Here is a 26,219-nt window from a genome sequence, read left to right on the forward strand (position 1 = left end):
ATAAATCGGGTAATGAATGGGGGAGATTTTTTGATAAATTTAATGATGATGCTAATTGAGAGGGTAGGATTAATTATTATTTTGGCCTTTTTCCTTGTTAATATACCTCAATTTCGCAGATTGCTTTTTCGAACGGATACAGTCACGAAAGTAGAATTAATTGTAATTTTTTCCTTATTCACCATTATCGCTAATTTAATTGGAATTGAAATATCTCCTAACAATGATACCGATGTTACCCCGCTTCTTTTGAACGTTTCGCCAGGAGATTCGGTCGCTAACATTCGGATATTAACAGTTACCGTTTCAGGAATAATTGGTGGGCCATTTGTTGGAAGTGTTGTTGGAATGGTGGCAGGTGTTCACCGAATATTACAAGAATCCTTTACTTTAGATGCTTTATTTTATTTACCGAGTTCAATTATCATTGGTTTTTTATCCGGTCTCTTTTCAATTCAAAAGCAGCATCATTTTGCAATAATGAAAGCATGGCAAGGATTTTTAATCGGTCTTTTAATGGAATCAATTCAGATGATATTTATTCTGATATTTAGTCCAACGGGATGGACATTAGTTAAATATATTGCTATTCCAATGATTACGATTGGAGCACTTGGAACTTCCGTATTTTTGTCGATTATTTCACTGTACTTCCGCCAAGAGGTCGATGTACAAGCTGCTCAGACAAAAACAGTTTTACAGTTGGCCTTACGAACTCTACCTGAGTTTCGTCAGGGATTGAACAAAACGGCTGCCAAAAAAGTGGTTGAACTTATTTTAAAGTATACGAGTTTTGAAGCAGCCGGAATTTCAAATGAACATAAAATTCTTGCTTTTGCTGGAACGGGCCAGGATCATCACATTGCAGGTCAAGAAATAAAAACTAGTTTGTCTGAAAAGGCAATCAATTCGGGTGAAGTCCAAATTGGAAATAATGCCAAGGAAATCAATTGTAAAGTTCCCAACTGTCCTTTACATTCGGCAATCGTAGTTCCGTTAGTGGCTCAAAATAAGATTGTCGGAAGTTTAAAACTTTACCATACGGAGCAATGGAAGCTTAGTCCAGTTGAAATCCAGCTTGGAACAGGGTTGGGTGAGATTTTGGCCATGCAGATAATGCTTGGTGAAATGGAAAAACAATCAAATCTGGTCCGTGATGCCGAAATTAAATCTTTACAGGCACAGGTTAATCCACATTTCTTTTTTAATGCTATTAACACAATCAGTGCTGTTATGAGAATAAACAGCGACCAAGCAAGATCGCTCTTGCTACAACTAAGCACTTACTTTAGGTCCAATTTATTAGGTGTTCGGGAAACGGTGATTCCGCTCGCAAAAGAATTTGAGCATGTAAAAGCATATTTATCGCTGGAACAAACTCGTTTTCCAGATAAATATGAAATAAATTTTAATAATACGGTTGATGAAAATGTAATGATCCCACCATTTTCAATCCAAATTTTAGTTGAAAATGCGATTAAGCATGCCTTTTCAAAAAGTAAAACCAATAACGTTGTCAGTATTCGCGTGGCTCGAATAAAAGATAAATTGGAGTTAAGGGTAGCTGACAATGGTTCCGGCATCGACAAGGAAATAATTGGTAAAATTGGTAAAGATGCAATTTCTTCCAAAAAAGGTAGTGGTACGGCATTACAGAATTTAAGTGCTAGATTATCTGGTCTATATGGTAGTGATGGAGAATTAAAGGTGGACAGTGACCACTATGGAACGGTTGTAAGAGTTGTGATTCCTTATATGGAAAAGGGGGAAGGAGAAAAGTGAAAATTTTAATTGTTGATGATGAACCTTTAGCACGTTCTGAATTACGCTATCTTCTGCAAAACAATTCAATGGTCGAAGAAGTTAAGGAAGCCGATGGAGTAGAGAGCGCTCAAGATATGGTTCAAACAGCTAATCCAGACGTAGTTTTTCTAGATATTCAGTTGGATGATGGGAATGGTATGGTTTTAGCAAAGTTATGGAAAAAACTTCCTCAACATCCATACATTGTTTTTGCTACGGCATATGATCAATATGCACTGGATGCCTTCGACGCAGAGGCGATTGATTACGTATTAAAGCCCTTTGACCAAATTCGCATTGATCAAACACTAATCCGAATTAATCGACTAATTGGTAAAAGAGGGAAAGCAGAAAGCGATGAAAAAAAGTACGATAATCCACGTCTTTCGGTGACTAATGAGGAAAGAACAATGGTGATCCAGAAACAAAATATTCTGTATTTAGAAGCCAAAAGTGGAATAGTTTCAATTCATACGCGGCAAGGTTCAAAAATAAAGAGCAAAGAAACTCTGACTAGTATAATCAGTCAACTGGATCCAAATCATTTTTTAAGAGTTCATCGTAGTTTTGTAGTTAATTTGAATTCTGTTTTGGAACTACAGCCGAGTTTTAATCACACTTATGAGCTAACTTTAAATGATAATTCAAAGATTGCGGTTAGTCGCTCATATGTCAATGTTACTAAAAAAGCACTAGGAATAATTTAAAATTGTAAATGCCTCTCTTATTGATAAAATATGGGAGGCATTTTACAACCGCGTTAAGGTACTTCAGCCCTTCTTTTTTGTCTTTCGTTGTGAAAGCGGTAACAACGTCTAAATATGAGCTAAAATACGAGTTGTTAAGAAAAGGTTACCACTAGATTTGGAGGGGTTTTGATGGATAACAAAGATAAAAAAACACCACTACTTGTTCAGATGGGAATATTTGCAGCGATTCTATTTGTTTCTCAAATTATTTCTAGTCTCTTTCCACCTACATTTGTTGTACCTGCACCACTGATTGGAATGATCATTTTATACTTGCTCTTGCTAACGCATGTTGTTAAGTTGAGCCAGGTTGAAAATTTAGGCGATTCGTTGATTGGTCTAATTTCATTTTTATTTATTCCGTCGGGGATTCAATTGGCCGGTAGTTTAAAGTTAATTCAAAATGAAGGGGTCAAAGACGTCGTTGTTACCGTTTTTGCGACAATAATTCTTTTGGTGGTTATTACGTACTGTGGCGCCTTCTTTATTAAAATTCATCGGGGACTTGAAAAGAATATGGATAAAAGGGGGGAACAAAAATGAACGGTTTAGCGACACCATTTACTGGAATTTTAATTTCAATTTTAGTTTATTTGATTGGAGTCTGGCTCTTTAAAAAAAGTAGGGGATTCTTTCTTTTTACTCCACTTCTGGCTGGCATGGTTCTAGGAATAATAATATTAATTCTAATTGGAAAATACATGAATGTCTCAACGATTACTGCGTATAAAAGTTTTTATAAACCGGGCGGTGATATAATATTTTGGTTTTTAAATCCAGCAACGGTCGCATTCGCAATCCCGTTGTATCGACGAAACGATGTTTTTAAGAAATACTGGGTTGATGTTTTATTGACGTTGTTTATCGGAGGTTTTATCTCACTTTTTGGAATTCATATGATTTCGAAATTGTTTGGTCTATCAAGAGTTTCGATCGCTTCAATGCTTCCACAGGGGGCAACTACGGCGGTGGCAATGCCAATTGCTAAAAGTATCGGTGGAGATCCGGCAGTGACGGCAATGGTCTGCATTTTAAATGCCGTTATTATTTATGCTTTAGCAGAATTTTTAATTAAAATATTCAAACTCAATCGGGCCTCTAAAGTTGGAATTGGTTTGGGATTGGGAACTTCTGGACATACAATCGGATCTGCTAAAGCAGTGCAATTGGGTTCGGTTCAAGGGGCGATGGCGTCAGTGGCGGTTGTAGTTATTGCTTTGGTGATGGATATACTGGTTCCAATCTATGCACGTCTTTTTATGTGAGTTACGAAGCAAATGTTTGACAGGAAAGATAAAATTTGATATTCTATTAAACGTTGAGAAAAAGCAGAGGCCACCGCTTCTCGCCTTGTAACTAACAAGTTGCTGGGCTAAAGAACGTTGAATGGATTTTTATATCCAATATGAAACGGGTGGCGTGTGCCATCCGTTTTTCTGCATTCTCGCTAATTTTCCTGGAGGTGAAGAACCATAGCAAATGATGTAATGGTAAATGAAACCATTCGGGCTAGAGAAGTCCGCTTAATTGGTGTTAATGGTGATCAATTGGGAGTTAAGTCTAAGGCAGAAGCTATCAAGATTGCTGAAGAAGCAAATCTTGATGTCGTAGTCGTTTCTCCTAAGGCAAAGCCACCGGTTGCCAAAATTATGGATTATGGAAAATATCGTTTCGAGCAACAAAAGAAACAACGCGAAGCTCGTAAAAAGCAAAAGACTGTCAGTATTAAAGAAATTCGTTTAAGTCCAACAATTGATACAAATGATTTTAATACCAAACTTAAAAATGCAGTTAAGTTTTTAAGTAAGGGTGATAAGGTCCGTGTATCGATTCGATTTAAAGGCCGTGCAATCACTCATAAAGAGATTGGTCGCCAAGTACTTGAACGAATGGCTCAAGAAACTTCTGATGTCGCTCGCGTTGAGGTTCGTCCAAAGATGGACGGCAGAAGCATGTTTCTTGTGCTAGCTCCAAATACTGATAAATAATTTAAGATTCTGGAGGAACAGATTATGCCTAAGATGAAGACAAACCGCGCTGCTGCAAAGCGTTTTAAGAAGACTGCTAATGGTGGACTTAAGAGTGCAAATGCTTATACAAGTCACCGTTTTCACGGCAAGACTAAAAAGCAACGTCGTCAATTACGTGGTACTGATATGATGGATAGTACGAACGTAAAACGTTACAAAAAATTACTTTCAAATATCTAATTAAAGTAATTCAAATTATTAAAAGAATGAATGACCTTCGGGTGATTTAAGGAGGAATTATTATGCCACGAGTAAAGGGTGGAACAGTTACACGTCGTCGTCGTAAACGCGTTTTAAAACTTGCTAAGGGTTATCGCGGTGCAAAACATATTCAATTTAAGGTTGCTAAAGACCAAGTTATGAAGTCAGGATTGTACGCATTCCGCGACCGTCGTAATCGTAAGGGCGAATTCCGTCGTCTTTGGATTGCACGGATCAACGCTGCTGCAAGAATGAATGGTTTGAGCTACAGCAAATTAATGCACGGTCTTAAGGAAGCTGGAATCGATATGAACCGTAAGATGCTTGCTGATCTTGCTGTTAATGATGCTGACGCATTCAAGAACTTAGCTGAAGAAGCAAAAAAGGCTCTTTAATCTGAATTTCAGAATGAATGTACATAAAAAGGATTGGAACAAAACCTTGTGTTTTGAAACCAATCCTTTTTATTTTAAGTGTTTGTTACAACTTCACCACGTACTTACCACTAGGATGATGATCGCGAATAGTATCTAAAGCGGCTTTTACATCTTGAACGTTAAAATCTAGAATTTTAGCAACCGCGATTGATAGTTTTTTCTCTCCAACATTTTTAACTAGGTACTCAAGAGCGGCGTGGTTTAATTTAAAGTCAACGTCGCTGAAGTCGATTTTTTGCTTTTCCGGGAGATCGAATTGTTCAACACCAGTCGTTGATAAAATGACCCCATCCTGATTTAGATGCTTGGCGTAAATTGAAGCGAGTTCGGTTTGTGGGGCGGCATTTATAATCACGTCAAAATTCGGTAGCGAATCAATTGTTTCAGGTGCATCATAGAAGGCAACTTTTTCGTATGAGAATGGTGCAAGATCATCGACCTTAGCAGAATTAATTACTACAGAGACGTTTTTACCTTCGTTGTCTAAAATTTGGCTGACGGTCGAACCAACGGCACCTGTTGCACCGATTACTAGAGCCGTGGAAAAATGATGATCTTTAAGAGCACCAAACACAATGTCATAGGCCGAGATGCTTGCATTTGGTAATGCTGCCGCAACTTCGGAACTAACTTGATCTGGAATTTTAACGGCCCGTAAGTGAGGGACAGAAACATATTCAGCATACCCAGCTATGTTGGCGCGACCAACGATTCGATCGCCAATTTTAAATTCTGTCACGGAGGCGTCCTTATCAACCACAACTCCAGCTACGTCGCTTCCAGGAATTGCTGGAAGCTTGATCGGCCGAAATTTAGATTGCGAGCCGTCGATAATACCTATATCGTACGGATTTAAAGCAAACGCATCCGTTTTGATGATAATTCGACCCTTGGTGGGTTCGGGTGTAGGAACGTCTAACATTTTAAGATGGCCAAGATCGCCAAATTCAGAAACACCAATTGCTTTCATAACTATTCACCTCAAATATTTTTATCTTTACGATAATACATTATTAAATAAAAACAAAGCTTTTAGCTTATAGAAGAGAATTAAGCTTCTCGTTTCAAAAACCATCATTATCGTTTATAATTAAACAGATAGTATTTATGGGAGAAGAGTAATGAATATTTTTAAACCAACGTGGATGATTGAGAAAATTTATAATTTATCTGCACAAGATTTAAAGAAACAAGGAATTACCACGGTTCTGACGGATCTTGATAATACATTAATTGCATGGAATAATCCGGAAGGTACGGCAGAATTAAAACAGTGGATTGAGGAATTAAAATTAGCGGGCATTCAAGTGATCGTTGTCTCAAATAATAGCCATAACCGAGTTAAAAAGGCCGTCCAAAGTTTTGGACTTGAATTTGATTCAAGAGCCCTCAAGCCGCTTACGATTGGCATTAATAGAGTAGTTAAACGCTATAATTTAGAAAAAAAATCTACCATTATGGTTGGAGACCAACTTATAACAGACATGGTGTCGGCAAACTTGTCTGGAATTCGTGGTGTCTTGGTAAAACCATTAATTCAATCGGATGCGTGGAATACAAAATTTAATCGTTTTTTAGAACTATTTATTAAGCGACTACTAAAGAAAAAACACCCTGATTTAGTTTGGCATAAGGAGCTGGATAATGAACGAAGAAAATGATTTGCACTGTATTGGCTGTGGTGCGCAACTGCAAACAATCGATAAAAAAATGCCGGGATACACACCCGAATCTGCTTTAAAGAAGGGCCTAGAAACTGGTCAACTATACTGTCAAAGATGTTTTAGACTACGGCATTATAACGAAATCGCACCCGTGAATATTAGCGATGATGACTTTAGAAAATTACTTAGCCAGATAAGTGAAGCAGATGCACTTGTTGTTTACGTTGTTGATATGTTCGACTTTAATGGTAGTTTAATTCCAGGATTACACCGCTTTGTTGGCGATAATCCGGTCCTTTTGGTCGGAAATAAAGAGGACGTATTCCCTAAATCGTTAAAACGAAATCGGATGAAAGAGTGGTTAAAACGTCAGGCTAACGCCAATGGGATTATGCCGGAAGATGTTGTAATTACCAGCGCCAAAAATGCTGAATCTGTCGAAAAAATGTTTGAATTAATTGAAAAACTACGCAAAGGCCGCGATGTTTATGTGGTTGGGGTAACTAACGTTGGTAAATCGACATTAATCAATAGTTTGATTTCAATTCGAAATGGCATTAAAGATTTAATTACCACTTCACGTTTTCCAGGTACAACATTGGACCGTATTGAAATTCCGTTTGATGAAAATAGTAATCTAATCGATACTCCAGGAATTATTCATAATGATCAAATGGCGCATGTTTTGACAGCGGAAGATTTGAAGTACATCTCGCCTCAAAAAACGATTAAACCACGTGTATTTCAATTAAACGATGGACAAACGCTCTTTGCGGGAGCACTAGCAAGGTTTGATTATGAGTACTCTGTAGGTTCGGTAACGGCTTATTTTGAGAATAATTTAATGATTCATCGTACAAAGTTGGAAAATGCCGATTCATTTTACGAAAAACATGCGGGAGAACTGTTGACACCACCTTCCGCCGAAAATATTGCAAACCTTCCCCAACTTGTGGCACATCATTTTAATATTGATCAAAATAGTGATGTTGTTTTTGAAGGATTAGGATGGATCTCAGTTCGAGAAGGTAGCAAAGTTACGGCATGGGCACCCGAGGGAATCTCTGTCGTCATAAGAAAATCATTGATTTAATAAAAAGGAGAACTAATGGAATTAAGAGGAAAACAAAAAAGATATCTAAGGGCGCGGGCACACTCATATCGTCCTGTATTTTCAATAGGTAAAAATGGCTTAACTGAAGCATGGTTAAACCAGCTGGACGGAGCGCTAGACAATCATGAACTTTTGAAGATAAATATTCAGCAAAGTTCCGACGTAACAACGTCTGAGTTAAAAAACTTTATTGAATCGAATACTAACATTCAAGTTGTGCAAGTTATCGGACGGGTTTTGGTACTTTTTAAAGTGTCAGAAGCAGAAGAAAACCGTGAGATTTCAAACGAAGTTAAAAAAATATAGGTGAATAATTTTGATTGCAACAAATTCAAAAACAATAACGGATGTTCAAGTTGAAGTAGTCGAGCAACCAATTTTTTCTAAAAATGGTAAACGAATCGGAATCTTGGGTGGTACATTTAATCCACCACATCTGGCACACTTATTGATTGCAGACCAGGTTGGAACCCAGCTGGGACTGGATAAAGTACTCTTTATTCCAGACTATATTCCACCTCATGTTGATAAAAAGCAAGCCATTGCTGCAAAACATCGCGTTGAGATGGTTCGATTAGCAATTGCAGGTAATCCATTGTTTGACCTTGATTTAATCGAAATTAATCGACAGGGACCTAGTTATTCATATGATACAGTTAAAGAATTAAAAAGATTACATCCGGAAAATGATTATTTCTTTATTATCGGCGGTGATATGGTAAACTATTTGCCGACCTGGCATCGAATTGATGATCTAGCGCGAATGGTCCAGTTCGTTGGTGTTGATCGACCAAAGTATGCGAAACGAAGTCAATACCCAATCATCTGGGTTGATACGCCTAAGCTTGATATTAGCTCGACTGGGATTAGAAAAAATGTTAAAAGTGGGTGTTCAATTCGTTACCAAGTACCAACAAGCGTCGAGAATTATATAAAGGAGCATCATTTATATGAATAGCGAAGAATTAGTCTACCAAAAAAATTATATTCCAATGTCCAGAACGGAATTGATTGAAGCAGTGGGTAAAAGCGTGACAGGTTCTAGGTTTGACCATATTTTACGTGTTGAAAAAAAGGCAATTCAATTAGCTGAAAAAAATAATTTTGATCTTGAAAAAGCAAGTATTGCGGCTTTATTGCATGACTATGCAAAGCAGAGATCGGATAGTGAGTTCATTAAGTACATTAATGAATTAGAACTAGATCCATTGCTATTAGATTATGGTAACGCAATCTGGCATGGTGTGGTTGGAGCTGAAATTGTCAAAAAGGAATTGAACATTTTTGACGAGGATATTTTAAACGCGATTCGACGGCACACTGTAGGAGCGCCATACATGACGCTTCTGGATCAAATCACATTTATGGCAGATTATATTGAAGATGGTCGTGATTTTGAAGGTGTCGAACAGGCCCGAATTATTACTGAACAAAGTTTAGCCAAGGGCGTTGCGTTTCAAATGAAGAGTACTTTAGCTTATCTTGTAGCAAATAACCGAGCCGTTTTTCCTGCTACCATCGATAGTTATAATGCTTGGATTTCTAAAATATAGAGTTTAGGAGAATTATATTGAATAACGAAGAAAAATTAGAATTAATAGTAAAGGCCGCTGACAGTAAGCGAGCTGAGAATACGGTTGTACTAAATGTTCGAGAAATTAGTACATTAGCTGACTATTTCATCATTACTAGTGCGGATTCGAATCGTCAAGTGGGTGCAATCGCTGATGAAATTTTAGAAAAAGCTAAAGAAAACAATCTTGAAATTCGCCGAATCGAAGGGCAAAGAGCCGCAGAATGGATTTTAATTGATTTGGGAGACATTGTCATCAATGTATTCCAATCTGACCAAAGAAAATATTACAATTTAGAAAAATTGTGGTCTCAAGCTGACGCAGTTGAAACGACTGACTGGATTACGGAATAATGATTTATCAGACGTTTGCTGAGTTGTATGATCAGCTTTTTGATGAAGAAGAGTATCAAAATTGGTTTGATTATACCAAAAAAGAAGTCGATTTAAAGCAGCAGAAAGATTGGTTAGAGCTAGCATGCGGAGCCGGTCGTCTAGCGGTTCGATTGGCTCAGAATAATCAGCGAGTTACCGGGTTTGATTTATCAGAAGAAATGTTGTCGTTAGCAGATCAGCATGCGCGAGAGGCAGATGTTGACTTAGAGCTGATTCAAGGGAATATGCTGGATTTAAGCGAGTTAACGTCATTTGATGTTGTTTCGTGCTACGCAGATTCCTTCTGTTATCTTCCAAACCAAGATCAGGTATTGCAAGCTTTTAAAGAGGTTTACAAGCATTTAAGGTTAGATGGGCAATTTATCTTTGATGTAATAACACCTTATCAAACTGGCGTGGTTTATCCGGGATATATGTTTAATTATCAAGATGATGGCAAGGCGTTTATTTGGTCGAGTTTTGCCGGAAAAGATTGTTATCATATTGAACATGACTTAACCTTTTTTACCAAAATGACAAATGCCGGGGTTGAAGCGTTTAAGAGAACCGAAGAAACACATTTTGAACGAACCTATGAAATGAAAACATATCTAGAACTACTGAAAGAAGCAGGGTTTACTTCGGTTCAATGTTATGCCGATTTTGGACATGCGGAAGTCAACGAAACAACGACTCGATGGTTTTTTAGCTGTAGGAGGTAATGAAAATGCTGGCGTGTGCGGTCATTGCTGAATTTAATCCGTTTCATAATGGACATGCCTATTTACTACAAAAAGCGCGGCAAAAAACGGGTGCTGATATTCTAATCGTTGTGATGAGCGGTAATTTTGTGCAGCGTGGAGAACCAGCATTAATTAATAAATGGGAAAGGGCTCGTTTAGCATTGATGAATGGGGCGGATTTGGTGGTTGAGATTCCAACCGAGTATGCGACCGATTCGGCACGTGAGTTCGCTCACGCCGGGGTAACGATTGCTAACGAAATGCAAAGTGATTACTTAGCATTTGGGAGTGAGACACCTAATCTTGATTTTGAAAAAGAAAGTCGAATTATAGACCGTCTTTTTAACGAACAACTTTCGTACAATCAAAATTTTGCCAGTCAGCTATTTCACGGAACCGATATTGTTAATTCAAATGATATTTTAGGAATTAATTATGCCTACTGGAACGCTCAATCTAGCAAATCGAAAATGCAATTACTGCCAATTCAAAGAATCGGTGCGAATCATTTAGATTCTAATGTGGGTGGAGATATTGCAAGTGCTTCGTCGATTCGCAAAAGTTTTCTAAAAAATGATCAAGAATACCAATCGGCAGTTCCAACAGCGACAAAGGAAGTTTTAGCGGCGACGAAACCTGTGATTTGGGATGATTATTGGGAATTGTTGGAGTATAAAATTCTAATATCGTCTCCTGAAAGTCTCAGCCACGTTAAAAATATGAATGAAGGTTTTGAATATCGAGTTTTAAGTATGTTAGATGGCAGTGATTCTTTTTTGACATTGATGAAAAACTTAAAAACTAAACGATACACCTATACCAGTATTCAAAGAAAAATGCTGAATATTCTCTTAGATATTCATAACGAAAGATTTCAGTTATCTAAGTCGCGGCTATTGGCTACCAATTCTCTTGGACGCCGTTACATTAAGGAAAAGAAACTTAAAAACTTTTTAATGACTAAAGTTTCTAAAGTGGATTTTGCGACAAATTATAAAATCACAAAAAGAGCAGATGAAATATATCAGTTAGTTTCACCATATAATTGGGGTAAATCGCCAATTATTACGGATGATGTCAAGGAATAAACGTTGACAACCAAAAACCACATGGTATAATTGTTTCTGTTGCATTGGAGGTTCAGTATGGAATGGTATTTTACGGAACTGCGTAAGCATAAAGAACCGTTTCAGTTCGATGAAACGATGGATTTAGAACAATCTTTAATCGAACGCTTTCCAGATGTAGTTATTAAGTGCTCACCAATCAGTTTTAAGGGCGTCGTGACAAATGATCGAGACTCAGTTATTATTGATGCTGAGATCGGCTGTGAGTTGACGGTACCTTCATCGCGATCTTTGACGCCGGTTCATATGCATTTAGATTTTACGATTAGTGAGATCTATGTTGATGATGCCAGCATAATCAGTAGTTTTCCGCAAGAAGACGTAGTTATGTTGGCGCAGGATGATAAGATCGACGTTGATAAACTAATTGAGGACAATGTCGTTCTCCAAGTTCCAATGCAGGTATTGACGCCTGAGGAGGAACAAGCAGGAATTATGCCTTCTGGATCAGAATGGCAAGTTATTTCTGAAGCGGACGACGAGTCTGAGCAAGATAAACCAGTTGATCCACGCCTTGCAAAGTTACAGGATTTATTTAACGATAAACCTGAAGCGTAAGGCAATAAAAAGCGGGAGACCGTAATTCTCTTAAAGGAGGTGCTCATTGATGGCTGTTCCAGCAAGAAGAACATCAAAGACACGTAAACGTAATCGTCGTGGACACATTAAATTAACTACTCCAGGTTTGGCACCATGTCCAAATTGTGGTGAATTACGAGTTTCACATCGTGTTTGCCCAAGTTGTGGTTACTACAACGGTAAACAAGTTATTGACGTGAAAGCTAACTAATTCAGAAAAGAAACAAGAGGAGCCTAGGTCCTTTTGTTTCTTTTTTTGTGCCAAGTTCTTTAATATGGTTAAGTTTTTTGATAGTATTAGTTAAACAAAAAGTTTTTTAACAGGAGGAATTACGATGGATCAACCACAAATTGGTGTTGTAGGGATGGCTGTCATGGGTAAAAACCTTGCCTTAAATATTGAAAGCCGCGGATATACCGTTGCAATCTATAATCGTACAGCTTCAAAAACAGAAAAGGTTATGCAAGATCACGCTGATAAAAACTTGGTGCCTGCATACTCAATTGAAGATTTTGTTAACTCTTTGGAAAAACCACGTCGGATAATGATGATGGTTAAGGCCGGCAAACCAACCGACGCAGTAATTGCAGAGCTTTTGCCACTGTTGGATAAGGGTGACGTTTTAATTGATGGCGGAAATACGTACTTTGAAGATACGATGCGCCGTAATAAGGAATTAGATCAATCTGGCATTAATTTCATTGGTACAGGAGTTTCTGGTGGTGAATTGGGTGCTTTACAGGGCCCTTCAATGATGCCTGGTGGTCAAAAAGAAGCATATGACCTTGTTGCACCAATCTTTGAGCAAATTGCTGCTAAAGCGAAAGATGGAGCACCATGTGTTACGTATATTGGACCTAACGGTGCTGGTCATTACGTTAAGATGGTCCACAATGGAATTGAATACGGTGACGAACAATTAATCGATGAAAGTTATGATTTGATGCGTAAATTGGTCGGTTTATCGGTTAAAGACATTGCTGATATTTTTGCTGAATGGAATAAAGGTGAGTTAGATAGCTATCTTATCGACATTACTGCTGATATTTTGACAAGAACTGATGACTTGGGTTCGGATAAACCAATTGTCGATTTAATTATGGATAAGGGTGGTAATAAGGGAACTGGTAAATGGAGTTCTCAAAATGCCCTTGAACTTGGGGTTCCACAATCTCTAATTACGGAATCAGTTTATGCACGGTATATTTCAGTGCTAAAAGACGAACGTGTAGCGGCAAGCAAAGTTTTGACTGGCCCAAGTGCGGATATCGATGTTGACAAGAAAGAAATCGTTGAAAAGATTCGTCAAGCACTCTACTTTAGTAAAATTATGAGTTATGCTCAAGGATTTGAACAGATGCGGGTTGCTTCTGAAAACTACGACTGGGATCTGAAGTTCGGTGAAATCGCTAAGATCTGGCGTGCTGGATGTATCATTCGAGCACGTTTCTTACAAAATATTACGGATGCTTTTGATAAGAATCCCGAATTAAACAATCTATTAATGGATGAGTATTTCCAAAAGATTGCTGCGAAATATCAAGATGCAGTTCGTGATGTTGTCGCACTTGCAGTAAAAGCTGGAATTCCTGTTCCTGCGCTTTCAGCTGCAGTTGCTTACTATGATTCATACCGCTCAGAAGTATTGCCTGCTAACTTGCTTCAAGCACAACGGGACTACTTTGGAGCACATACTTATGAACGAGTGGATCGTGAGGGTATTTTCCATTATCCATGGTATGAAGAACAATAGAGATTTCTAAATAATCAGTTAATTAGTGATGAAGTTGTGATAAATAATATATTTTTCACAACTTTTTTACTGTCTTAAAATATTGGATTTTCATCCTATTTGGGTGAATATTTTAAATCTAATTTGAGGCTTAAAATTGAATTATAATTATTAGAAGCCCAGCTGACATCTTAGTTTATAAGTGTTATAAGCTAAATGGTGTAACAGCTAGGCAAATTCAAATGTTAATGTTAAAATTTAGTACGGTAGGGATTAAAATAATTTAATTTTGGGGTAGAAAAATGAGTCGAATTTTGATAATCGAAGATGAAAAAAGTCTAGCACGTTTTGTTGAATTGGAACTACAGCATGAGGGATATGAAGTTGAGGTTCAAAGCAACGGACGGACTGGATTAGATGCTGCACTGTCGGAAGACTTTGATGGCATTTTACTTGATTTAATGTTACCGGAGATCAATGGGATTGAAGTGTGCCGCCGAATCCGACGTGAAAAAATTACTCCAATCATTATGATGACAGCACGTGATTCAATTATTGATCGTGTTTCAGGTCTTGATCATGGAGCAGATGATTACATTGTTAAACCATTTGCAATTGAAGAATTATTAGCGCGTTTGCGGGCGGTTTTACGGCGCGTGGATTTAGAAACAAAAGATACATCTTTCCATCAAACGACGGTAGAGTATCAGGATATCGTGATTGAAAAGGAGAATCGAGTCGTTAAACGAAATAACGAGGTTATTAATTTAACTAAACGTGAATATGAGCTATTACTTCTTTTAATGGAAAACGTCAATGTTGTTCAATCACGAGAAACACTGTTAAATAAGGTCTGGGGTGTAGACGATGGAGTTGAAACCAATGTGGTTGATGTGTACATTCGATATCTAAGAAATAAGGTTGATGTTGAAGGTCGTCCGAGTTATATTCAGACGGTTCGTGGTACTGGATATGTAATGAGGACATAATATGGCGAGCGGACTAAAACCGAAAAAGAGAATGTCACTAAAATGGAAGTGGGCTATTGGCACGGGAGTAGGAGCTCTATTTATTTTTGGTCTATTCTCTTTTTTTCTATTTAAAAATGTAACGGATTCATTATATTCAGAAGAACTACGCAATGTAGAAGCGACCGTTAACCAGGTTCACGATCGACTTCAAAACGAAGAGGTAGTTGATTACAAAACCACCAATACGTTTCGTCCAAATTTAAATCAACAAACAGCCAATAAAAACAACCAAGGCGGTTTTAATGATAGCTTGTTGGCCAATTTAACGCGACGAGATTTTGTGGTAACAGTCTATAATTTAAAAAAAGATGCGGTCTTTTCAAATGAGGAGACAACGATTCCAGTTAAGCTTTCTAATCAAAGATCGATCACAAAGCAACGATATCAAAACCAAAATATCATTGTGGGCCAATCTCCAATTTTGAATAAAAATAAAAAATTAATCGGTTATGTCAGCGTAGTCGATCGGCTGACGGATTATGATAGTAATTATCAACGGTTAATATGGTTGTTTGGTTTAACTTCGATTTTGATCTTTATGATTATATCGATTTTTGGTTATAGCTTAGCTTCGTATCTTTTAAAACCAATGAAATCGATTAATGAAACGATGCATCAACTGGAAGAGGATCCTCAAACGGATTCACGAGTTCCAAAACTACGAACAAATGATGAACTTTCAGATTTAGCTCAAGAATTTAACGAGATGATTGATCGAATGCAGCGTTACATTGATCAGCAGCGACAGTTCGTAGAAGATGTTTCGCATGAACTGAGAACACCAGTGGCAGTCGTTGAAGGACATTTAAAGATGTTGGAACGATGGGGGAAAGATGATCCAAAAGTATTAGAGGAATCGATTGAGGCATCGTTGGAAGAAACTAAGCGAATGAAAAGCTTAGTTAGCGAGATGCTAGATTTGACCCGGGCGGATCAGATTGAGATTAATTATTCTAACGAAAAGACAAATGTGGTTCGCTTGGTTGATCAGGTATTCAATGACTTTAAAATGATTCATCCAGAATTTAATTTTGTGATGGATGACGATATTACCGGAGAGCCAATTGTTCATATATATCGAAATCACTTAGAACAAGTATTGGTAATCTTATTAGATAACGCGGTTAAGTACTCCAAAAAACGTAAGGAGATTCATATTTCCACTGCAAACACGAAGCAATCCGTGGAGATTGCGATTCAAGATTTTGGTGAAGGAATATCTGAGGAAAATTTAAAGCAGGTTTTTAACAGATTTTATCGAATTGATAAGGCTAGAAGCCGAGATCAGGGTGGAAATGGATTAGGCTTATCAATTGCTAAAAAACTAATTGAAGAGTATCACGGAAATATTTCGTTAGAGAGTTCGATTGGTTCAGGATCAATTTTTAGAATTGAATTGCCGGTTATCCAAAGCGATACGAGTGAAGATGACAACTATTAAAAAACACGGATAAGAGAATTCACATCTCTTGATCCGTGTTTTTTTAATTATTCACGATGATGACGTTGTTTTCCGGCATTTCTGCGTGAATCTTTATTTGTAGTTTTAGATTCTGGGGCAGGTTTAATTTCTGGCTTAATTTCAGTATCTTGATTTGTGCTAGCTTTTTCGGCGATATCTGTTAAATCAACTGGCCCAGTGGGTTCGATAATTTTAGGTGGATTCTTCTTCATTTCTGCTTGTATTTGAGCACGAATCTTTGGACGATACATGTTGATTAAGACGGTCTGAATACATGCAAACACACCACCAACTGCAAAGTATAGGCCGAGTCCGGCAGGAGTTGAGAAAGTAAAGAACAGAATCATCAATGGACTAATAATCATCATTGAACGCATTGTTTTTCTTTGCTCTTCGGGAACACCCAATGTTCCCAGCCATCCTTGAAGGAGATAAACTAAGAATGAAATTGCAGCTAGTAAGATGCTTGAACGACTTAAATCAATTCCCAAAAACGTTCCTTGATGTAGTTCGGGCGAATATTGAATGGCCGCGTATAAGGCCGCAAAAACTGGAAATTGGATCAAAATTGGAAGACAGCCAATTCCGCCAGTCATGCTAATGTTGTTATCTTTGTACAGTGCCATCATTTCTTGACTGACTGCTGCGCGTTCTTCTGGAGTTTTAGCTGATTGATTTCGTGCTTGCAAAACTTTTAATTGAGGTTGAACAAACGCCATTTTTTCTTGTTGAATAGTCGCTTTTCTGGACTGATTAAGCATCAGAGGTAATAGAATAAGGCGAACAACAAAAGTAACGAGAATAATTGCCAGCCCGTAACTGCCACCCATTAAATGGGAAAGATAGTTCATAAAGTGCTGGGTTGGAATCGCGAGGTAATCATAAATAAATCCGTAGGGATTGCCATTTTTATCACGTTGAACACAGCCGCTCAAAATGAGTGCGAGTCCCGAGATAAGTCCAATCGTCGAGATACTTTTAATTTTTTTCATAATGTATGTAGAGTTCCCTTCTTATGCTAGAAATACAAGGGTAACTATACTTGATTTTGTGCTTTTTTTCAATGCACTTTAATATTTTACGGTAAAGGAATTGGAATCAATTTCAGGAATTTCAGAAATCAGCACGTTATTGACACGCCCAGAAGGTGAGGGTGATGCTTTAACAGCGCTAATGAATTGATCTAGAACTGAATTTGGGGCTTGAGCTACAATTTCAACGGTTCCGTCAGAATTATTTTTAACCCAGCCGGCGATTTTTAATCGGTCGGCAAGTAATTTTGTTGAATAACGGAAGCCAACAGCTTGAACACGCCCGGAAACAATCATATGAACAGTTTTCATCGAAATCGCTCCTTTCAATGATAGTTTAACATCAAAGCCAGTGACTTTTCTAACTTTAAATCTGAATATGGGAAGGCTTTTAACGTGCGGAATGTACCATTTCGGTGCTAATAATGATACCATGAAAAAGGATATAGTATTTTATACTTACAAATGGTAAGGAGATAAGGTATAATTATGGAAAAGATTTCTTCAACGAAAAATACAAAGGTTAAAGAGTGGGTTAAACTCAAGACAAACAATGGAAGGAAAAAGTATCGAAAGTTTCTCTTAGAAGGACGCCATCCCGTTGAAACGGCGCTTGAACAGGGAGCAGATTATGAGTATCTTATCATCCAAGAGGGGTTTGATCTAGGAGAACTAGCCGAACGAATTGATGAAGAAAGATTGATTTTAGTTACAAAGGAAGTTGCCAACCATATTGCCGACACAGTCCATGATCAGGGGATTTTTATGATCGGTGTTATTGACGAACAAGTTTGGCAAATTCCAAATGATTTTTCAGGGAAGTGGTTATTACTGGATAACGTTCAAGATCCTGGCAATATTGGTACAATGGTTCGTACAGCTGATGCAGCCGGATTTACCGGAGTGGTTTTTGGCGATGGAACGGCAGATTTTTATAATCCTAAAATTTTGAGATCCATGCAGGGAAGCCAGTATCATTTACAGCTAAAACGCCTTAACCTAAAGAAGTGGATTAATTCCAATAAGGCAAATGGTAATGCTATTTTTGGGTCCATACTTGATGAAAATGCATTAGATTATCATCAGGTTGAGGCTCCTGAAAACTTCTCGTTGATCATGGGAAATGAAGGCAATGGGATGAGTAAGGAACTGATTTCGCTAACGGATGCTAACTTGTATATTCCAATCAAGGGATCAGCCGAATCCCTAAATGTTGCGGTGGCGGCTGGTGTGTTAATATTTGGTTTGATTGATTAAGGTTTTGTTACGTTTTATATTAAAAAGTTTGATGGACTTGATTTAAAAAGGTTTGTGGTTAATATGGTATTAACTTATATTAAAAAGGAGCTCTAAATGAAGTCACTAGATTGGAAAAACGATTCTGAGTACATGGCGATTGTTGGCGATTTGTTAGAGAAAGAAGAGATTCAAAAATTAGATAATTATACGCAACATCATAATGGAACACGATTGGATCACAGCATTAGTGTTTCTTATGAGAGTTATCAATTGGCGAAAAGATTCCATCTAGATGCGACTTCAACGGCTAGGGCCGGGTTGCTTCACGATCTTTTTTATTATGATTGGCGAACAACTAAGTTTACTTTGGGATCCCATGCGTTTATTCATCCGCGAGTGGCACTTCGGAATGCTGAAAAATTGACGGAACTAAACGAAAAAGAGAAAGATATTATCTTGAAGCATATGTGGGGAGCAACTATTGCTCGACCAAAATACTTTGAAAGTAGCATTGTTTCTTTTGTAGATGACGAGCAGGCCATTGTTGAGTATTTTGGTCATCTTCGTAAAGAATTTAAATTAAAGTTGATGAAATATAAAGAAAAAGTTGTTAAGTTTATTTAGTAAAAGAGGTTTTTATTATGCAAAATGCACAATTACAAGAAAGAACAGACTTTGAACTCTGTCCGAAATTCGAAAAAATGTTTGATATCCTAGGTAAAAAGTGGAACGGATTAATTCTTGAGGTACTAACAAATGCAGGTCCACAACGTTTTAAAGACATTGCCCATAGTGTTACTAAATGTAGTGACCGCGTTTTAGTTGAACGACTAAAAAGTCTTGAAGAAGAAGGATTAGTTGAACGTTGCACCTATAAAAATTCATCATTGATCGAATATCGGCTAACCAAACAAGGCGAAGCATTGCGTCCGGTTTTAGAATCGGTGCATAAATTTGCTGACTGCTGGTTCTAATTAGCTATTGACCTCCTACATTATTTTGGTTAAAGTAACTAGGAGAATAAAATTTTGAAGAGTAGTAGCTGGTATGGTCAACAGACAGGGACGAGATACGTGATTGAGATATTTCGATGTTGATTACAGTGAATTCACTTCGATTAAATTGGGTGGGCCACCCTTATCGGCTAACCAAGTGTGCAATGTTAATTGTAAACAAGGGTGGTACCGCGCTGAAGCGTCCCTTTTTGAGGGGCGTTTTTTTATTTGGAGAAAGGTGGAAAGAAAATGGGTCTGCAAGAAAAATTAAAGGAACTAGAAGAAAAGGGCTTAAATGAAATTAGCCTTGCCAAAGAACTGTCAAAATTAAATGAGGTTCGAGTTAACTTTTTAGGAAAAAAGGGTCCAATTACAGAGGTACTCCGTGGAATGCGGGATTTGAGTAAAGAGGAACGGCCAAAGGTTGGTGAATTCGCTAATAGGGTTCGTGATAACTTAACTGCTAAAATTGAAAAGCGGAGAACCGAATTAGAGGCGGAGGCTTTAAATAAGAAACTTTCTGAAGAAGCACTTGATGTTACATTGCCTGGAACGCCAATGAACCAGGGACAGCCACATGTTATTCAACAAATCATTGATAACATTGAGGATCTTTTTTTGGGAATGGGATATCAGGTCGTTGAAGGACCAGAAGTAGAATTAGATCGCTATAATTTTGAAATGCTTAATTTACCAAAGGATCATCCAGCACGTGATATGCAAGATACATTTTATATTACGGATGAAGTTTTAATGCGTTCTCAAACGTCGCCGGTTCAAGCGCGGACGATGGAAAAACATGATTTTTCAAAGGGCCCTTTAAAAATGATTTCCCCTGGTGTGGTTTATCGACGGGATACTGACGATGCAACACATTCTCATCAATTCCATCAAATTGAAGGATTAGTTATTGACAAAAATATTACGATGGGTGATCTTAAGGGAACACTTGTAACACTGGCCAAAGAACTTTTTGGTGATCGTTTTGAAGTACGCTTACGTCCGAGTTATTTCCCATTTACTGAACCATCAGTTGAAGCAGATGTTACCTGTTTTAATTGCATGGGTAAGGGATGTTCAGTATGTAAATATACTGGTTGGATTGAAGTCTTAGGCGCTGGGATGGTTCATCCAAACGTTTTGAAAATGGCTGGCGTAGACACAGAAGTTTACGGCGGATTTGCATTTGGCTTAGGGCCAGATCGATTTGCAATGCTACGTTATGGAGTGGATGATATCCGTAATTTCTATTTAAACGATGTCAGATTCTTATCCCAATTCAATAAGCGAGGTTAAAAAATGAAACTTTCATATGAGTGGTTATCAAAATATTTAGATTTAGATGGCGTTGAACCAAAAGATCTAGCCGAAAAAATCGAACGAACAGCCGTTGAAGTCGATTCGGTTACAAGATTAGACTACAAGTTAAAGAAAATTGTTGTTGGACATACACTGGAAGTGACAGATCATCCCGATTCAGATCATCTACATGTCTGTCAAGTAGACGTCGGTGAAGATGAGCCAATTCAAATCGTCTGTGGAGCACCAAACATCGCGGCCGATCAAGATGTTATCGTTGCTCTACATGGTTCAAGAATTAAAGATAATGTCAAAATTAAACGAAGCAAAATGCGTGGAGTTAAGTCCAACGGTATGATTTGTGCTTTACAAGAGATTGGCTACCCAGATAATGTTGTTCCGAAGGAGTTTGTCGATGGAATCTACGTTTTCCCCGCTGATAGTGGTGTAAAACCAGGTGATTCCGTGATGGAAGCACTAGGGATGGACGATGATATTATTGATACATCTGTTACTCCTAACCGGGGTGATATGTTTAGCATGAATGGTAATGCGCATGAAATTGCGGCGATTTTAGACCAGACTGCAAACTTTGATGTAGCGGAGATTGAATCCAGTCTTCAATCTGAAACTAAATTATTGGATCAAATTAAGATTGAGATTAACGACGAAAAAGATACGCCAGTTTATAAGATGATGGGTGTTGAAGGAGTATCAATTAAGGAAAGTCCATTTTGGCTACAAACCTTATTAATGAAGGTTGGAATCCGGCCAATTAATAATGTTGTTGATGTAACTAATTATGTAATGTTGAAATATGGTCAACCACTTCACGCATACGACTTAAGCAGTTTGAAGGGAAAGACGATTTCAGTTAGTGACGCCAAAGAAGGTAGTGAGTTTGAGACTTTGGATGGTATGAAGCGGGAACTTAGATCGAGTGATTTAATGATTATGGCGGATAACGTCCCCGTGGGAATGGCCGGCATAATGGGCGGACTCGATTCAGAGGTTACCAATCAAACGCAAAATGTTGTCATCGAAGCAGCTATTTTTGATCCAATTAAGATTCGGAAAGCTGCTCGTTATCATAATTTACACAGTGAAGCAGCAATGCGTTTTGAACGTGGAATTGACTATTCGGCCCTTAATCAGGCTCTAAAAGAAGCGGCAATTTTAATTGCTCAGTTTAGCGACGGTCGTGTCTTAGACGGGGTCGTGGAAGGTAGTAATGTAAAAAAATCGCCACAAGTTGTGACCGTAACTCTGCCACGGATCAATAAGATTCTGGGTACTAGTCTTTCTAAAGGTGAAGTCTTAGATATCTTTCGTCGGTTAGATTTTGAAACCGAGTTTGACGATCAAGAACAAACGTTTACAATATCGGTTCCAGTTCGGCGTTGGGATATTCATATCGAAGCAGATATTTTAGAGGAAGTAGCCCGAATTTTTGGCTATGATAATTTACCAGTAACACTTCCAACGGGTGCTCCAACGGTTGGTCAATTAACTGCCAAGCAAAAATTAATTCGTGCTTCAAGAAATGTTTTAGAAGGTTTAGGGCTTACTCAAGCAATGAGTTATGGTCTAACAACAATTGCAAAGAGTGCGCGCTTTGTTAAAGATGATCATGCTCAAGTTAAGGTCAACTGGCCAATGACTAAAGACCGCGAAGCACTTCGAATGAACTTAATCAGTGGATTGCTGGATGATGTAGCGTATAACCAGGCACGTTCGGTAGACAACATTGCTTTGTATGAACAGGGCCGTGTCTTCTATGCTAATGGTTCGGGGCAGCCCGAAGAAATTGAGCATATTGCGGGTGTGATTTCAGGTTCAATTCAAGCGAAATCGTGGAATGAGCCTGAAAAGCTGGTATCTTTCTTTGACATCAAAGGAATCGTCGAACAATATTTAAAGAATCTAGCACTGACGGGTGAAATTACGTATACTGCTGTTCAAGACCTTGATGGAATGCATCCTGGCCGGACAGCTGAAGTAAAATTAGACGGGCAGATAATTGGGTTCCTCGGCCAAATTCATCCATTAACAGCTAAAGAGTTTAAGATTAAGGAAACTTACGTATTCGAATTAAACTTAACCGAAATTGTTAATGCGCAAAAGAAATTGCAGCATTACAGCGTAATTTCTAAATATCCAGCAATTACGCGCGATGTTGCCATGCTAATTAGCAAAGACGTTACAAACGAACAAATTTTAAATGTCATCCGTGAAACTAAACAAGCTAACTTAGTAAACGTTGAACTATTCGATGTCTATGCTGGAGAACATCTTGAGGATGGAATGAAATCGATGGCATATCAGCTGACCTACCAAGATATCAACGACACTTTACAAGAAGATACCGTCAATCAAGAATTTTCAAAGGTAATTGAACAACTCAAAGAACAACTAGATGCGACAATCAGATAAACGTGTTAAATCTTTGTTACTTTAATGCGAAATTAATAATAGTTTTGTATAATTACCAATATTGTGAAACGATAGGAGAATGAGATCTTGGATAATAATAACAATGATTCAAATCGCAGCCGTAGTCGTGTTCAAGCAAACACGAAACGATCAAGAAGCGGTCATAGCATTATTAAGTGGGTGCTTGGAATTTTGGTAGCAGTTGTTCTAATCACAACTTTTATGGGTTACCGCTACTACAGTACGTCATTACAGCCACTGGACGCTAAGAGTAGTAAACAAATTGAAATAAATATTCCGGTTGGAACAACTTCAAGGGAAGTTGGATCAATTTTGGAAAACAAGCACGTTGTTAAGAGCGGAGCAGTATTTAACTATTATACAAAATCCAAAAAGATAAATAATTTTCAAGCAGGATACTATGTTTTAAAACCTTCAATGACTTTAAAACAAATTGCTACAAAGCTTGAAAAGGGCGGAGCCGCTGAACCAATTGCAATTAATGGACCACAGCTCTTGATTAAGGAAGGCGAAAACATTGATCAAATTGCTAATTCCTTAAAGAGCTCAAAATACTTTAATAAAAATGACTTTTTAAAACTAATGAAAGATCAAACATTTATTCAACAACTGGCTAAGAAGTATCCTAAGCTTTTAGGCTCAGCGATGAAGGCATCTGATGTGCGTTATCGTTTGGAAGGTTATTTATTCCCAGCAAGCTATGCTGTCGACAAGACGACTAGTTTAAAAGATGTTGTTACTCAAATGGTCGCGAAGACGGACGCAGTGCTTCAACCATACTACTCAAAAATTGAGTCCAATAAAATGACGGTGCAAGAAACTTTGAGTGTTGCTTCATTGGTGGAAATGGAAGGTAGTAAAGCAGGCGATCGGACTAAAATTGCGGGTGTCTTTTTAAATCGGATTAAGCAAGGCGAAACATTAGGTTCAGACGTCTCAACGCGTTATGCTGTTAAGAAGTCAGCAACTGAAGATTTAACAACATCTGATTTAGCAAGTACTAATCCATACAATACACGGGTTAATACCGGCTACATGCCAGGCCCAGTAGATAATCCAGGTGAAAATTCAATTTTATCAGTTGTCAATGCTGATACAAAAGACGGATACCTATTCTTCTTTGCCGTAACTGAAAAGGTTCCCGGATCAAAATATAAAGTTGGAGATGTATTGTTCTACAAGGACATTAATTCGTTCAACGAAGCAGTAGCAAAATATAATCCAGATGGTAAATAGTGAGGAATTAGAGTTTATGAGTGCAAGTAATAACCCAATTATTATCGGGGTGACTGGTGGATCCGGTAGTGGTAAAACAACCGTTAGTCAGAAAATTTTAGAACAGTTAAGTGGACATTCGATTTCAATTATCCAGCAGGATTCTTATTATAAAGATCAAGCTGAAAAAACAATGGAAGAGCGTCGGGCAGTCAATTATGACCATCCACTCGCATTTGATGCAGATTTGTTGTACGAACATTTAAAAATGTTGAAGAATAATCAAACTATTCAAATTCCAGTCTATGACTATAAAATTTCAACAAGGAGTTCTGAGGTAATTAACCAAAGGCCCACTGACGTGATTATCTTAGAGGGAATTTTAATTCTTGATGATGAACGAATTCGGGACATGTTGGATATTAAAGTTTATGTTGATACCGATGATGATATTCGAATTATTCGTCGAATCCGACGCGATATGGAACAGCGTGGTCGAACTTTGGATTCAATTATTAATCAGTATTTAACTGGCGTTAAGCCAATGTACCATCAATTCATTGAACCAACGAAGCGATATGCTGATTTGATAGTTCCTGAGGGCGGTCAAAATAGTGTTGCCGTGGATTTATTAGTTACAAAAGTACGTGATATTCTTTCCCAAGATGGTCGCGATGAAAATTTTAACAAATAATTATTGAGGTGTAGGAATGGCAGACGAAAAAACTTATCCAATGACTTTAGACGGAAAGGCTAAGTTAGAAGAAGAATTAGAAACTTTAAAAACAAAGACTCGACCACAAGTAATCGAAAGAATTAAGATTGCTAGAGGATTTGGTGATCTATCTGAGAATTCAGAATATGAATCAGCAAAAGATGAACAAAGCATGGTCGAAGGACGAATCAATACAATTGAACATATGCTTCATTATGCTGAAATCATTGATAATGATGCAATTGCGGGCGATGAAGTTTCACTCGGACGCGTGGTCGAATTTAAGGAACTTCCCGACGAGGAGCCTGAAGAATACACAATTGTTGGTGCTGCTGAGGCTGATCCAATGACTGGAAAGATCTCAAATGATTCACCAATTGCCAAAGCTCTTCTTGGTAAAAAAGTGGGTGACAATGTGACTATTACAACCCCAGGTGGAGACATTGAAGTTGAAATTTTAGGTGTTAAAAACGCCGGATAATAAAAAAGAAAAGTTAACAAATAAAATCGGATGGTAAGAAACTAAAATTGGTTTCTTACCATCCGATTTTTATTTTGGATATTCGTCAACTGTTGTTGGTAAATTTATTTATACAAGTTCTAATCACTTTGTGATTAGGGCTTTTTTGTAAGCACCCAATAACAGACCG

General features: G+C 37.8%; 31 protein-coding genes and 1 other annotated feature. Of the genes, 28 read left to right on the top strand and 3 right to left on the bottom strand.

The window, feature by feature from the left end; genetic code table 11:
* Positions 1 to 30: 30 nt before the first annotated feature.
* The 7 genes from IV81_RS02745 to rplT all read left to right on the top strand — a co-directional run bounded on the left by IV81_RS02745 (position 31) and on the right by rplT (position 5,178).
* Positions 31 to 1,782 carry a sensor histidine kinase gene (locus tag IV81_RS02745; RefSeq protein ID WP_057802044.1) on the top strand — a complete coding sequence of 584 codons (1,752 nt, stop codon included), beginning with the start codon at positions 31 to 33 and terminating at the stop codon, positions 1,780 to 1,782.
* On the top strand, positions 1,779 to 2,510 hold the full coding sequence (locus IV81_RS02750) for a LytR/AlgR family response regulator transcription factor (protein ID WP_057802046.1): 732 nt from the start codon (positions 1,779 to 1,781) through the stop codon (positions 2,508 to 2,510). The genes IV81_RS02745 and IV81_RS02750 overlap by 4 nt, the downstream gene beginning before the upstream one ends.
* A gap of 171 nt (positions 2,511 to 2,681) precedes the next feature.
* The gene (locus IV81_RS02755) at positions 2,682 to 3,095 is read left to right on the top strand and encodes a CidA/LrgA family protein (RefSeq protein ID WP_057802048.1); all 414 of its coding nucleotides are present in this window, start codon (positions 2,682 to 2,684) and stop codon (positions 3,093 to 3,095) included.
* Complete coding sequence (locus tag IV81_RS02760; protein ID WP_057802050.1) at positions 3,092 to 3,817, top strand: LrgB family protein; 726 nt, start codon at positions 3,092 to 3,094, stop codon at positions 3,815 to 3,817. The genes IV81_RS02755 and IV81_RS02760 overlap by 4 nt, the downstream gene beginning before the upstream one ends.
* Positions 3,818 to 3,872: 55 nt before the next feature.
* Positions 3,873 to 3,998 (top strand) — a sequence feature (ribosomal protein L20 leader region).
* 41 nt (positions 3,999 to 4,039) lie between these two features.
* Positions 4,040 to 4,540 carry a translation initiation factor IF-3 gene (infC, locus tag IV81_RS02765; protein ID WP_057802052.1) on the top strand — a complete coding sequence of 167 codons (501 nt, stop codon included), beginning with the start codon at positions 4,040 to 4,042 and terminating at the stop codon, positions 4,538 to 4,540.
* A gap of 24 nt (positions 4,541 to 4,564) precedes the next feature.
* Positions 4,565 to 4,762 (top strand): 50S ribosomal protein L35, encoded by a 198-nt coding sequence (gene rpmI / locus IV81_RS02770; RefSeq protein ID WP_002833800.1) that lies wholly within the window; start codon positions 4,565 to 4,567, stop codon positions 4,760 to 4,762.
* A gap of 62 nt (positions 4,763 to 4,824) precedes the next feature.
* A complete protein-coding gene (gene rplT / locus IV81_RS02775; RefSeq protein ID WP_057802054.1) occupies positions 4,825 to 5,178 on the top strand; it encodes a 50S ribosomal protein L20 in 354 nt (117 codons plus the stop codon).
* Positions 5,179 to 5,263: 85 nt separating this feature from the next.
* Here rplT and IV81_RS02780 read toward each other — a convergent pair whose 3' ends face one another.
* A complete protein-coding gene (locus IV81_RS02780) occupies positions 5,264 to 6,190 on the bottom strand; it encodes an NADP-dependent oxidoreductase (protein WP_057802056.1) in 927 nt (308 codons plus the stop codon).
* A 151-nt stretch (positions 6,191 to 6,341) separates the two neighbouring features.
* On the opposite strand from IV81_RS02780, the gene IV81_RS02785 reads away from it, so the two are divergent.
* From IV81_RS02785 to IV81_RS02845, 13 genes are all read left to right on the top strand, one after another.
* Positions 6,342 to 6,881, top strand: coding sequence for a YqeG family HAD IIIA-type phosphatase (locus tag IV81_RS02785; RefSeq protein WP_057802058.1), 540 nt, complete (start codon positions 6,342 to 6,344; stop codon positions 6,879 to 6,881).
* Entirely contained in the window at positions 6,865 to 7,977 is a 1,113-nt protein-coding gene (yqeH, locus tag IV81_RS02790) for a ribosome biogenesis GTPase YqeH (protein WP_057802061.1), read from the top strand. The genes IV81_RS02785 and yqeH overlap by 17 nt, the downstream gene beginning before the upstream one ends.
* Positions 7,978 to 7,992: 15 nt before the next feature.
* Positions 7,993 to 8,304 (top strand): ribosome assembly RNA-binding protein YhbY, encoded by a 312-nt coding sequence (gene yhbY, locus IV81_RS02795; protein ID WP_057802063.1) that lies wholly within the window; start codon positions 7,993 to 7,995, stop codon positions 8,302 to 8,304.
* 10 nt (positions 8,305 to 8,314) lie between these two features.
* On the top strand, positions 8,315 to 8,956 hold the full coding sequence (locus IV81_RS02800) for a nicotinate-nucleotide adenylyltransferase (protein WP_057802065.1): 642 nt from the start codon (positions 8,315 to 8,317) through the stop codon (positions 8,954 to 8,956).
* The gene (gene yqeK / locus IV81_RS02805; RefSeq protein WP_057802067.1) at positions 8,949 to 9,551 is read left to right on the top strand and encodes a bis(5'-nucleosyl)-tetraphosphatase (symmetrical) YqeK; all 603 of its coding nucleotides are present in this window, start codon (positions 8,949 to 8,951) and stop codon (positions 9,549 to 9,551) included. Before IV81_RS02800 ends, yqeK begins: the two co-directional genes overlap by 8 nt.
* Before the next feature lie 17 nt (positions 9,552 to 9,568).
* Complete coding sequence (gene rsfS, locus IV81_RS02810; protein WP_057802070.1) at positions 9,569 to 9,925, top strand: ribosome silencing factor; 357 nt, start codon at positions 9,569 to 9,571, stop codon at positions 9,923 to 9,925.
* On the top strand, positions 9,925 to 10,668 hold the full coding sequence (locus IV81_RS02815; protein ID WP_057802072.1) for a class I SAM-dependent DNA methyltransferase: 744 nt from the start codon (positions 9,925 to 9,927) through the stop codon (positions 10,666 to 10,668). The genes rsfS and IV81_RS02815 overlap by 1 nt, the downstream gene beginning before the upstream one ends.
* 5 nt (positions 10,669 to 10,673) lie before the next feature.
* Positions 10,674 to 11,777 (top strand): nucleotidyltransferase family protein, encoded by a 1,104-nt coding sequence (locus tag IV81_RS02820; RefSeq protein ID WP_057802074.1) that lies wholly within the window; start codon positions 10,674 to 10,676, stop codon positions 11,775 to 11,777.
* Between the two features lie 57 nt (positions 11,778 to 11,834).
* Positions 11,835 to 12,374 carry a YceD family protein gene (locus IV81_RS02825; RefSeq protein WP_057802076.1) on the top strand — a complete coding sequence of 180 codons (540 nt, stop codon included), beginning with the start codon at positions 11,835 to 11,837 and terminating at the stop codon, positions 12,372 to 12,374.
* 49 nt (positions 12,375 to 12,423) lie between these two features.
* Entirely contained in the window at positions 12,424 to 12,606 is a 183-nt protein-coding gene (rpmF, locus tag IV81_RS02830) for a 50S ribosomal protein L32 (protein WP_002831400.1), read from the top strand.
* A gap of 124 nt (positions 12,607 to 12,730) precedes the next feature.
* Entirely contained in the window at positions 12,731 to 14,149 is a 1,419-nt protein-coding gene (gndA, locus tag IV81_RS02835; RefSeq protein WP_057802078.1) for an NADP-dependent phosphogluconate dehydrogenase, read from the top strand.
* A 281-nt stretch (positions 14,150 to 14,430) separates the two neighbouring features.
* Complete coding sequence (locus IV81_RS02840) at positions 14,431 to 15,117, top strand: response regulator transcription factor (RefSeq protein ID WP_057802080.1); 687 nt, start codon at positions 14,431 to 14,433, stop codon at positions 15,115 to 15,117.
* A gap of 1 nt (position 15,118) precedes the next feature.
* The gene (locus IV81_RS02845) at positions 15,119 to 16,600 is read left to right on the top strand and encodes a sensor histidine kinase (RefSeq protein ID WP_057802082.1); all 1,482 of its coding nucleotides are present in this window, start codon (positions 15,119 to 15,121) and stop codon (positions 16,598 to 16,600) included.
* 47 nt (positions 16,601 to 16,647) lie between these two features.
* Here IV81_RS02845 and yidC read toward each other — a convergent pair whose 3' ends face one another.
* On the bottom strand, positions 16,648 to 17,613 hold the full coding sequence (gene yidC, locus IV81_RS02850) for a membrane protein insertase YidC (protein ID WP_057802084.1): 966 nt from the start codon (positions 17,611 to 17,613) through the stop codon (positions 16,648 to 16,650).
* A 78-nt stretch (positions 17,614 to 17,691) separates the two neighbouring features.
* A complete protein-coding gene (locus IV81_RS02855; RefSeq protein WP_057802085.1) occupies positions 17,692 to 17,964 on the bottom strand; it encodes an acylphosphatase in 273 nt (90 codons plus the stop codon).
* 177 nt (positions 17,965 to 18,141) lie between these two features.
* On the opposite strand from IV81_RS02855, the gene IV81_RS02860 reads away from it, so the two are divergent.
* From IV81_RS02860 to greA, 8 genes are all read left to right on the top strand, one after another.
* Positions 18,142 to 18,909 carry a TrmH family RNA methyltransferase gene (locus tag IV81_RS02860; protein ID WP_057802087.1) on the top strand — a complete coding sequence of 256 codons (768 nt, stop codon included), beginning with the start codon at positions 18,142 to 18,144 and terminating at the stop codon, positions 18,907 to 18,909.
* Positions 18,910 to 19,005: 96 nt separating this feature from the next.
* Positions 19,006 to 19,515: an HD domain-containing protein gene (locus IV81_RS02865; protein WP_057802089.1), complete on the top strand. Its 510-nt coding sequence runs from the start codon at positions 19,006 to 19,008 to the stop codon at positions 19,513 to 19,515.
* A gap of 17 nt (positions 19,516 to 19,532) precedes the next feature.
* On the top strand, positions 19,533 to 19,865 hold the full coding sequence (locus IV81_RS02870; protein WP_057802091.1) for a winged helix-turn-helix transcriptional regulator: 333 nt from the start codon (positions 19,533 to 19,535) through the stop codon (positions 19,863 to 19,865).
* 270 nt (positions 19,866 to 20,135) lie between these two features.
* Complete coding sequence (gene pheS, locus IV81_RS02875; RefSeq protein ID WP_057802093.1) at positions 20,136 to 21,182, top strand: phenylalanine--tRNA ligase subunit alpha; 1,047 nt, start codon at positions 20,136 to 20,138, stop codon at positions 21,180 to 21,182.
* A gap of 3 nt (positions 21,183 to 21,185) precedes the next feature.
* The gene (gene pheT, locus IV81_RS02880; RefSeq protein WP_057802096.1) at positions 21,186 to 23,618 is read left to right on the top strand and encodes a phenylalanine--tRNA ligase subunit beta; all 2,433 of its coding nucleotides are present in this window, start codon (positions 21,186 to 21,188) and stop codon (positions 23,616 to 23,618) included.
* 87 nt (positions 23,619 to 23,705) lie between these two features.
* Positions 23,706 to 24,875, top strand: a complete 1,170-nt coding sequence (gene mltG, locus IV81_RS02885) for an endolytic transglycosylase MltG (protein WP_057802098.1) — start codon at positions 23,706 to 23,708, stop codon at positions 24,873 to 24,875.
* Between the two features lie 16 nt (positions 24,876 to 24,891).
* Positions 24,892 to 25,548 carry a uridine kinase gene (gene udk, locus IV81_RS02890; RefSeq protein WP_057802100.1) on the top strand — a complete coding sequence of 219 codons (657 nt, stop codon included), beginning with the start codon at positions 24,892 to 24,894 and terminating at the stop codon, positions 25,546 to 25,548.
* A 16-nt stretch (positions 25,549 to 25,564) separates the two neighbouring features.
* On the top strand, positions 25,565 to 26,050 hold the full coding sequence (gene greA, locus IV81_RS02895) for a transcription elongation factor GreA (protein WP_057802102.1): 486 nt from the start codon (positions 25,565 to 25,567) through the stop codon (positions 26,048 to 26,050).
* Positions 26,051 to 26,219: the final 169 nt, after the last annotated feature.

The sequence above is a fragment of the Pediococcus stilesii genome (genome assembly GCF_001437075.1).
Classification (GTDB): Bacteria; Bacillota; Bacilli; order Lactobacillales; family Lactobacillaceae; genus Pediococcus; species Pediococcus stilesii.

What these genes read in the sequence shown, in the direction of transcription:
- IV81_RS02755 (WP_057802048.1), top strand. Translation starts at nt 2,682, where the DNA reads ATGGATAACAAAGATAAAAAAACACCACTACTTGTTCAGATGGGAATA.
- IV81_RS02760 (WP_057802050.1), top strand. Translation starts at nt 3,092, where the DNA reads ATGAACGGTTTAGCGACACCATTTACTGGAATTTTAATTTCAATTTTA.
- infC (WP_057802052.1), top strand. Translation starts at nt 4,040, where the DNA reads ATGGTAAATGAAACCATTCGGGCTAGAGAAGTCCGCTTAATTGGTGTT.
- rpmI (WP_002833800.1), top strand. Translation starts at nt 4,565, where the DNA reads ATGCCTAAGATGAAGACAAACCGCGCTGCTGCAAAGCGTTTTAAGAAG.
- rplT (WP_057802054.1), top strand. Translation starts at nt 4,825, where the DNA reads ATGCCACGAGTAAAGGGTGGAACAGTTACACGTCGTCGTCGTAAACGC.
- IV81_RS02780 (WP_057802056.1), bottom strand. Translation starts at nt 6,190, where the DNA reads ATGAAAGCAATTGGTGTTTCTGAATTTGGCGATCTTGGCCATCTTAAA.
- IV81_RS02785 (WP_057802058.1), top strand. Translation starts at nt 6,342, where the DNA reads ATGAATATTTTTAAACCAACGTGGATGATTGAGAAAATTTATAATTTA.
- yqeH (WP_057802061.1), top strand. Translation starts at nt 6,865, where the DNA reads ATGAACGAAGAAAATGATTTGCACTGTATTGGCTGTGGTGCGCAACTG.
- yhbY (WP_057802063.1), top strand. Translation starts at nt 7,993, where the DNA reads ATGGAATTAAGAGGAAAACAAAAAAGATATCTAAGGGCGCGGGCACAC.
- yqeK (WP_057802067.1), top strand. Translation starts at nt 8,949, where the DNA reads ATGAATAGCGAAGAATTAGTCTACCAAAAAAATTATATTCCAATGTCC.
- IV81_RS02815 (WP_057802072.1), top strand. Translation starts at nt 9,925, where the DNA reads ATGATTTATCAGACGTTTGCTGAGTTGTATGATCAGCTTTTTGATGAA.
- IV81_RS02820 (WP_057802074.1), top strand. Translation starts at nt 10,674, where the DNA reads ATGCTGGCGTGTGCGGTCATTGCTGAATTTAATCCGTTTCATAATGGA.
- IV81_RS02825 (WP_057802076.1), top strand. Translation starts at nt 11,835, where the DNA reads ATGGAATGGTATTTTACGGAACTGCGTAAGCATAAAGAACCGTTTCAG.
- rpmF (WP_002831400.1), top strand. Translation starts at nt 12,424, where the DNA reads ATGGCTGTTCCAGCAAGAAGAACATCAAAGACACGTAAACGTAATCGT.
- gndA (WP_057802078.1), top strand. Translation starts at nt 12,731, where the DNA reads ATGGATCAACCACAAATTGGTGTTGTAGGGATGGCTGTCATGGGTAAA.
- IV81_RS02840 (WP_057802080.1), top strand. Translation starts at nt 14,431, where the DNA reads ATGAGTCGAATTTTGATAATCGAAGATGAAAAAAGTCTAGCACGTTTT.
- IV81_RS02845 (WP_057802082.1), top strand. Translation starts at nt 15,119, where the DNA reads ATGGCGAGCGGACTAAAACCGAAAAAGAGAATGTCACTAAAATGGAAG.
- yidC (WP_057802084.1), bottom strand. Translation starts at nt 17,613, where the DNA reads ATGAAAAAAATTAAAAGTATCTCGACGATTGGACTTATCTCGGGACTC.
- IV81_RS02855 (WP_057802085.1), bottom strand. Translation starts at nt 17,964, where the DNA reads ATGAAAACTGTTCATATGATTGTTTCCGGGCGTGTTCAAGCTGTTGGC.
- IV81_RS02860 (WP_057802087.1), top strand. Translation starts at nt 18,142, where the DNA reads ATGGAAAAGATTTCTTCAACGAAAAATACAAAGGTTAAAGAGTGGGTT.
- IV81_RS02865 (WP_057802089.1), top strand. Translation starts at nt 19,006, where the DNA reads ATGAAGTCACTAGATTGGAAAAACGATTCTGAGTACATGGCGATTGTT.
- IV81_RS02870 (WP_057802091.1), top strand. Translation starts at nt 19,533, where the DNA reads ATGCAAAATGCACAATTACAAGAAAGAACAGACTTTGAACTCTGTCCG.
- pheS (WP_057802093.1), top strand. Translation starts at nt 20,136, where the DNA reads ATGGGTCTGCAAGAAAAATTAAAGGAACTAGAAGAAAAGGGCTTAAAT.
- pheT (WP_057802096.1), top strand. Translation starts at nt 21,186, where the DNA reads ATGAAACTTTCATATGAGTGGTTATCAAAATATTTAGATTTAGATGGC.
- udk (WP_057802100.1), top strand. Translation starts at nt 24,892, where the DNA reads ATGAGTGCAAGTAATAACCCAATTATTATCGGGGTGACTGGTGGATCC.
- greA (WP_057802102.1), top strand. Translation starts at nt 25,565, where the DNA reads ATGGCAGACGAAAAAACTTATCCAATGACTTTAGACGGAAAGGCTAAG.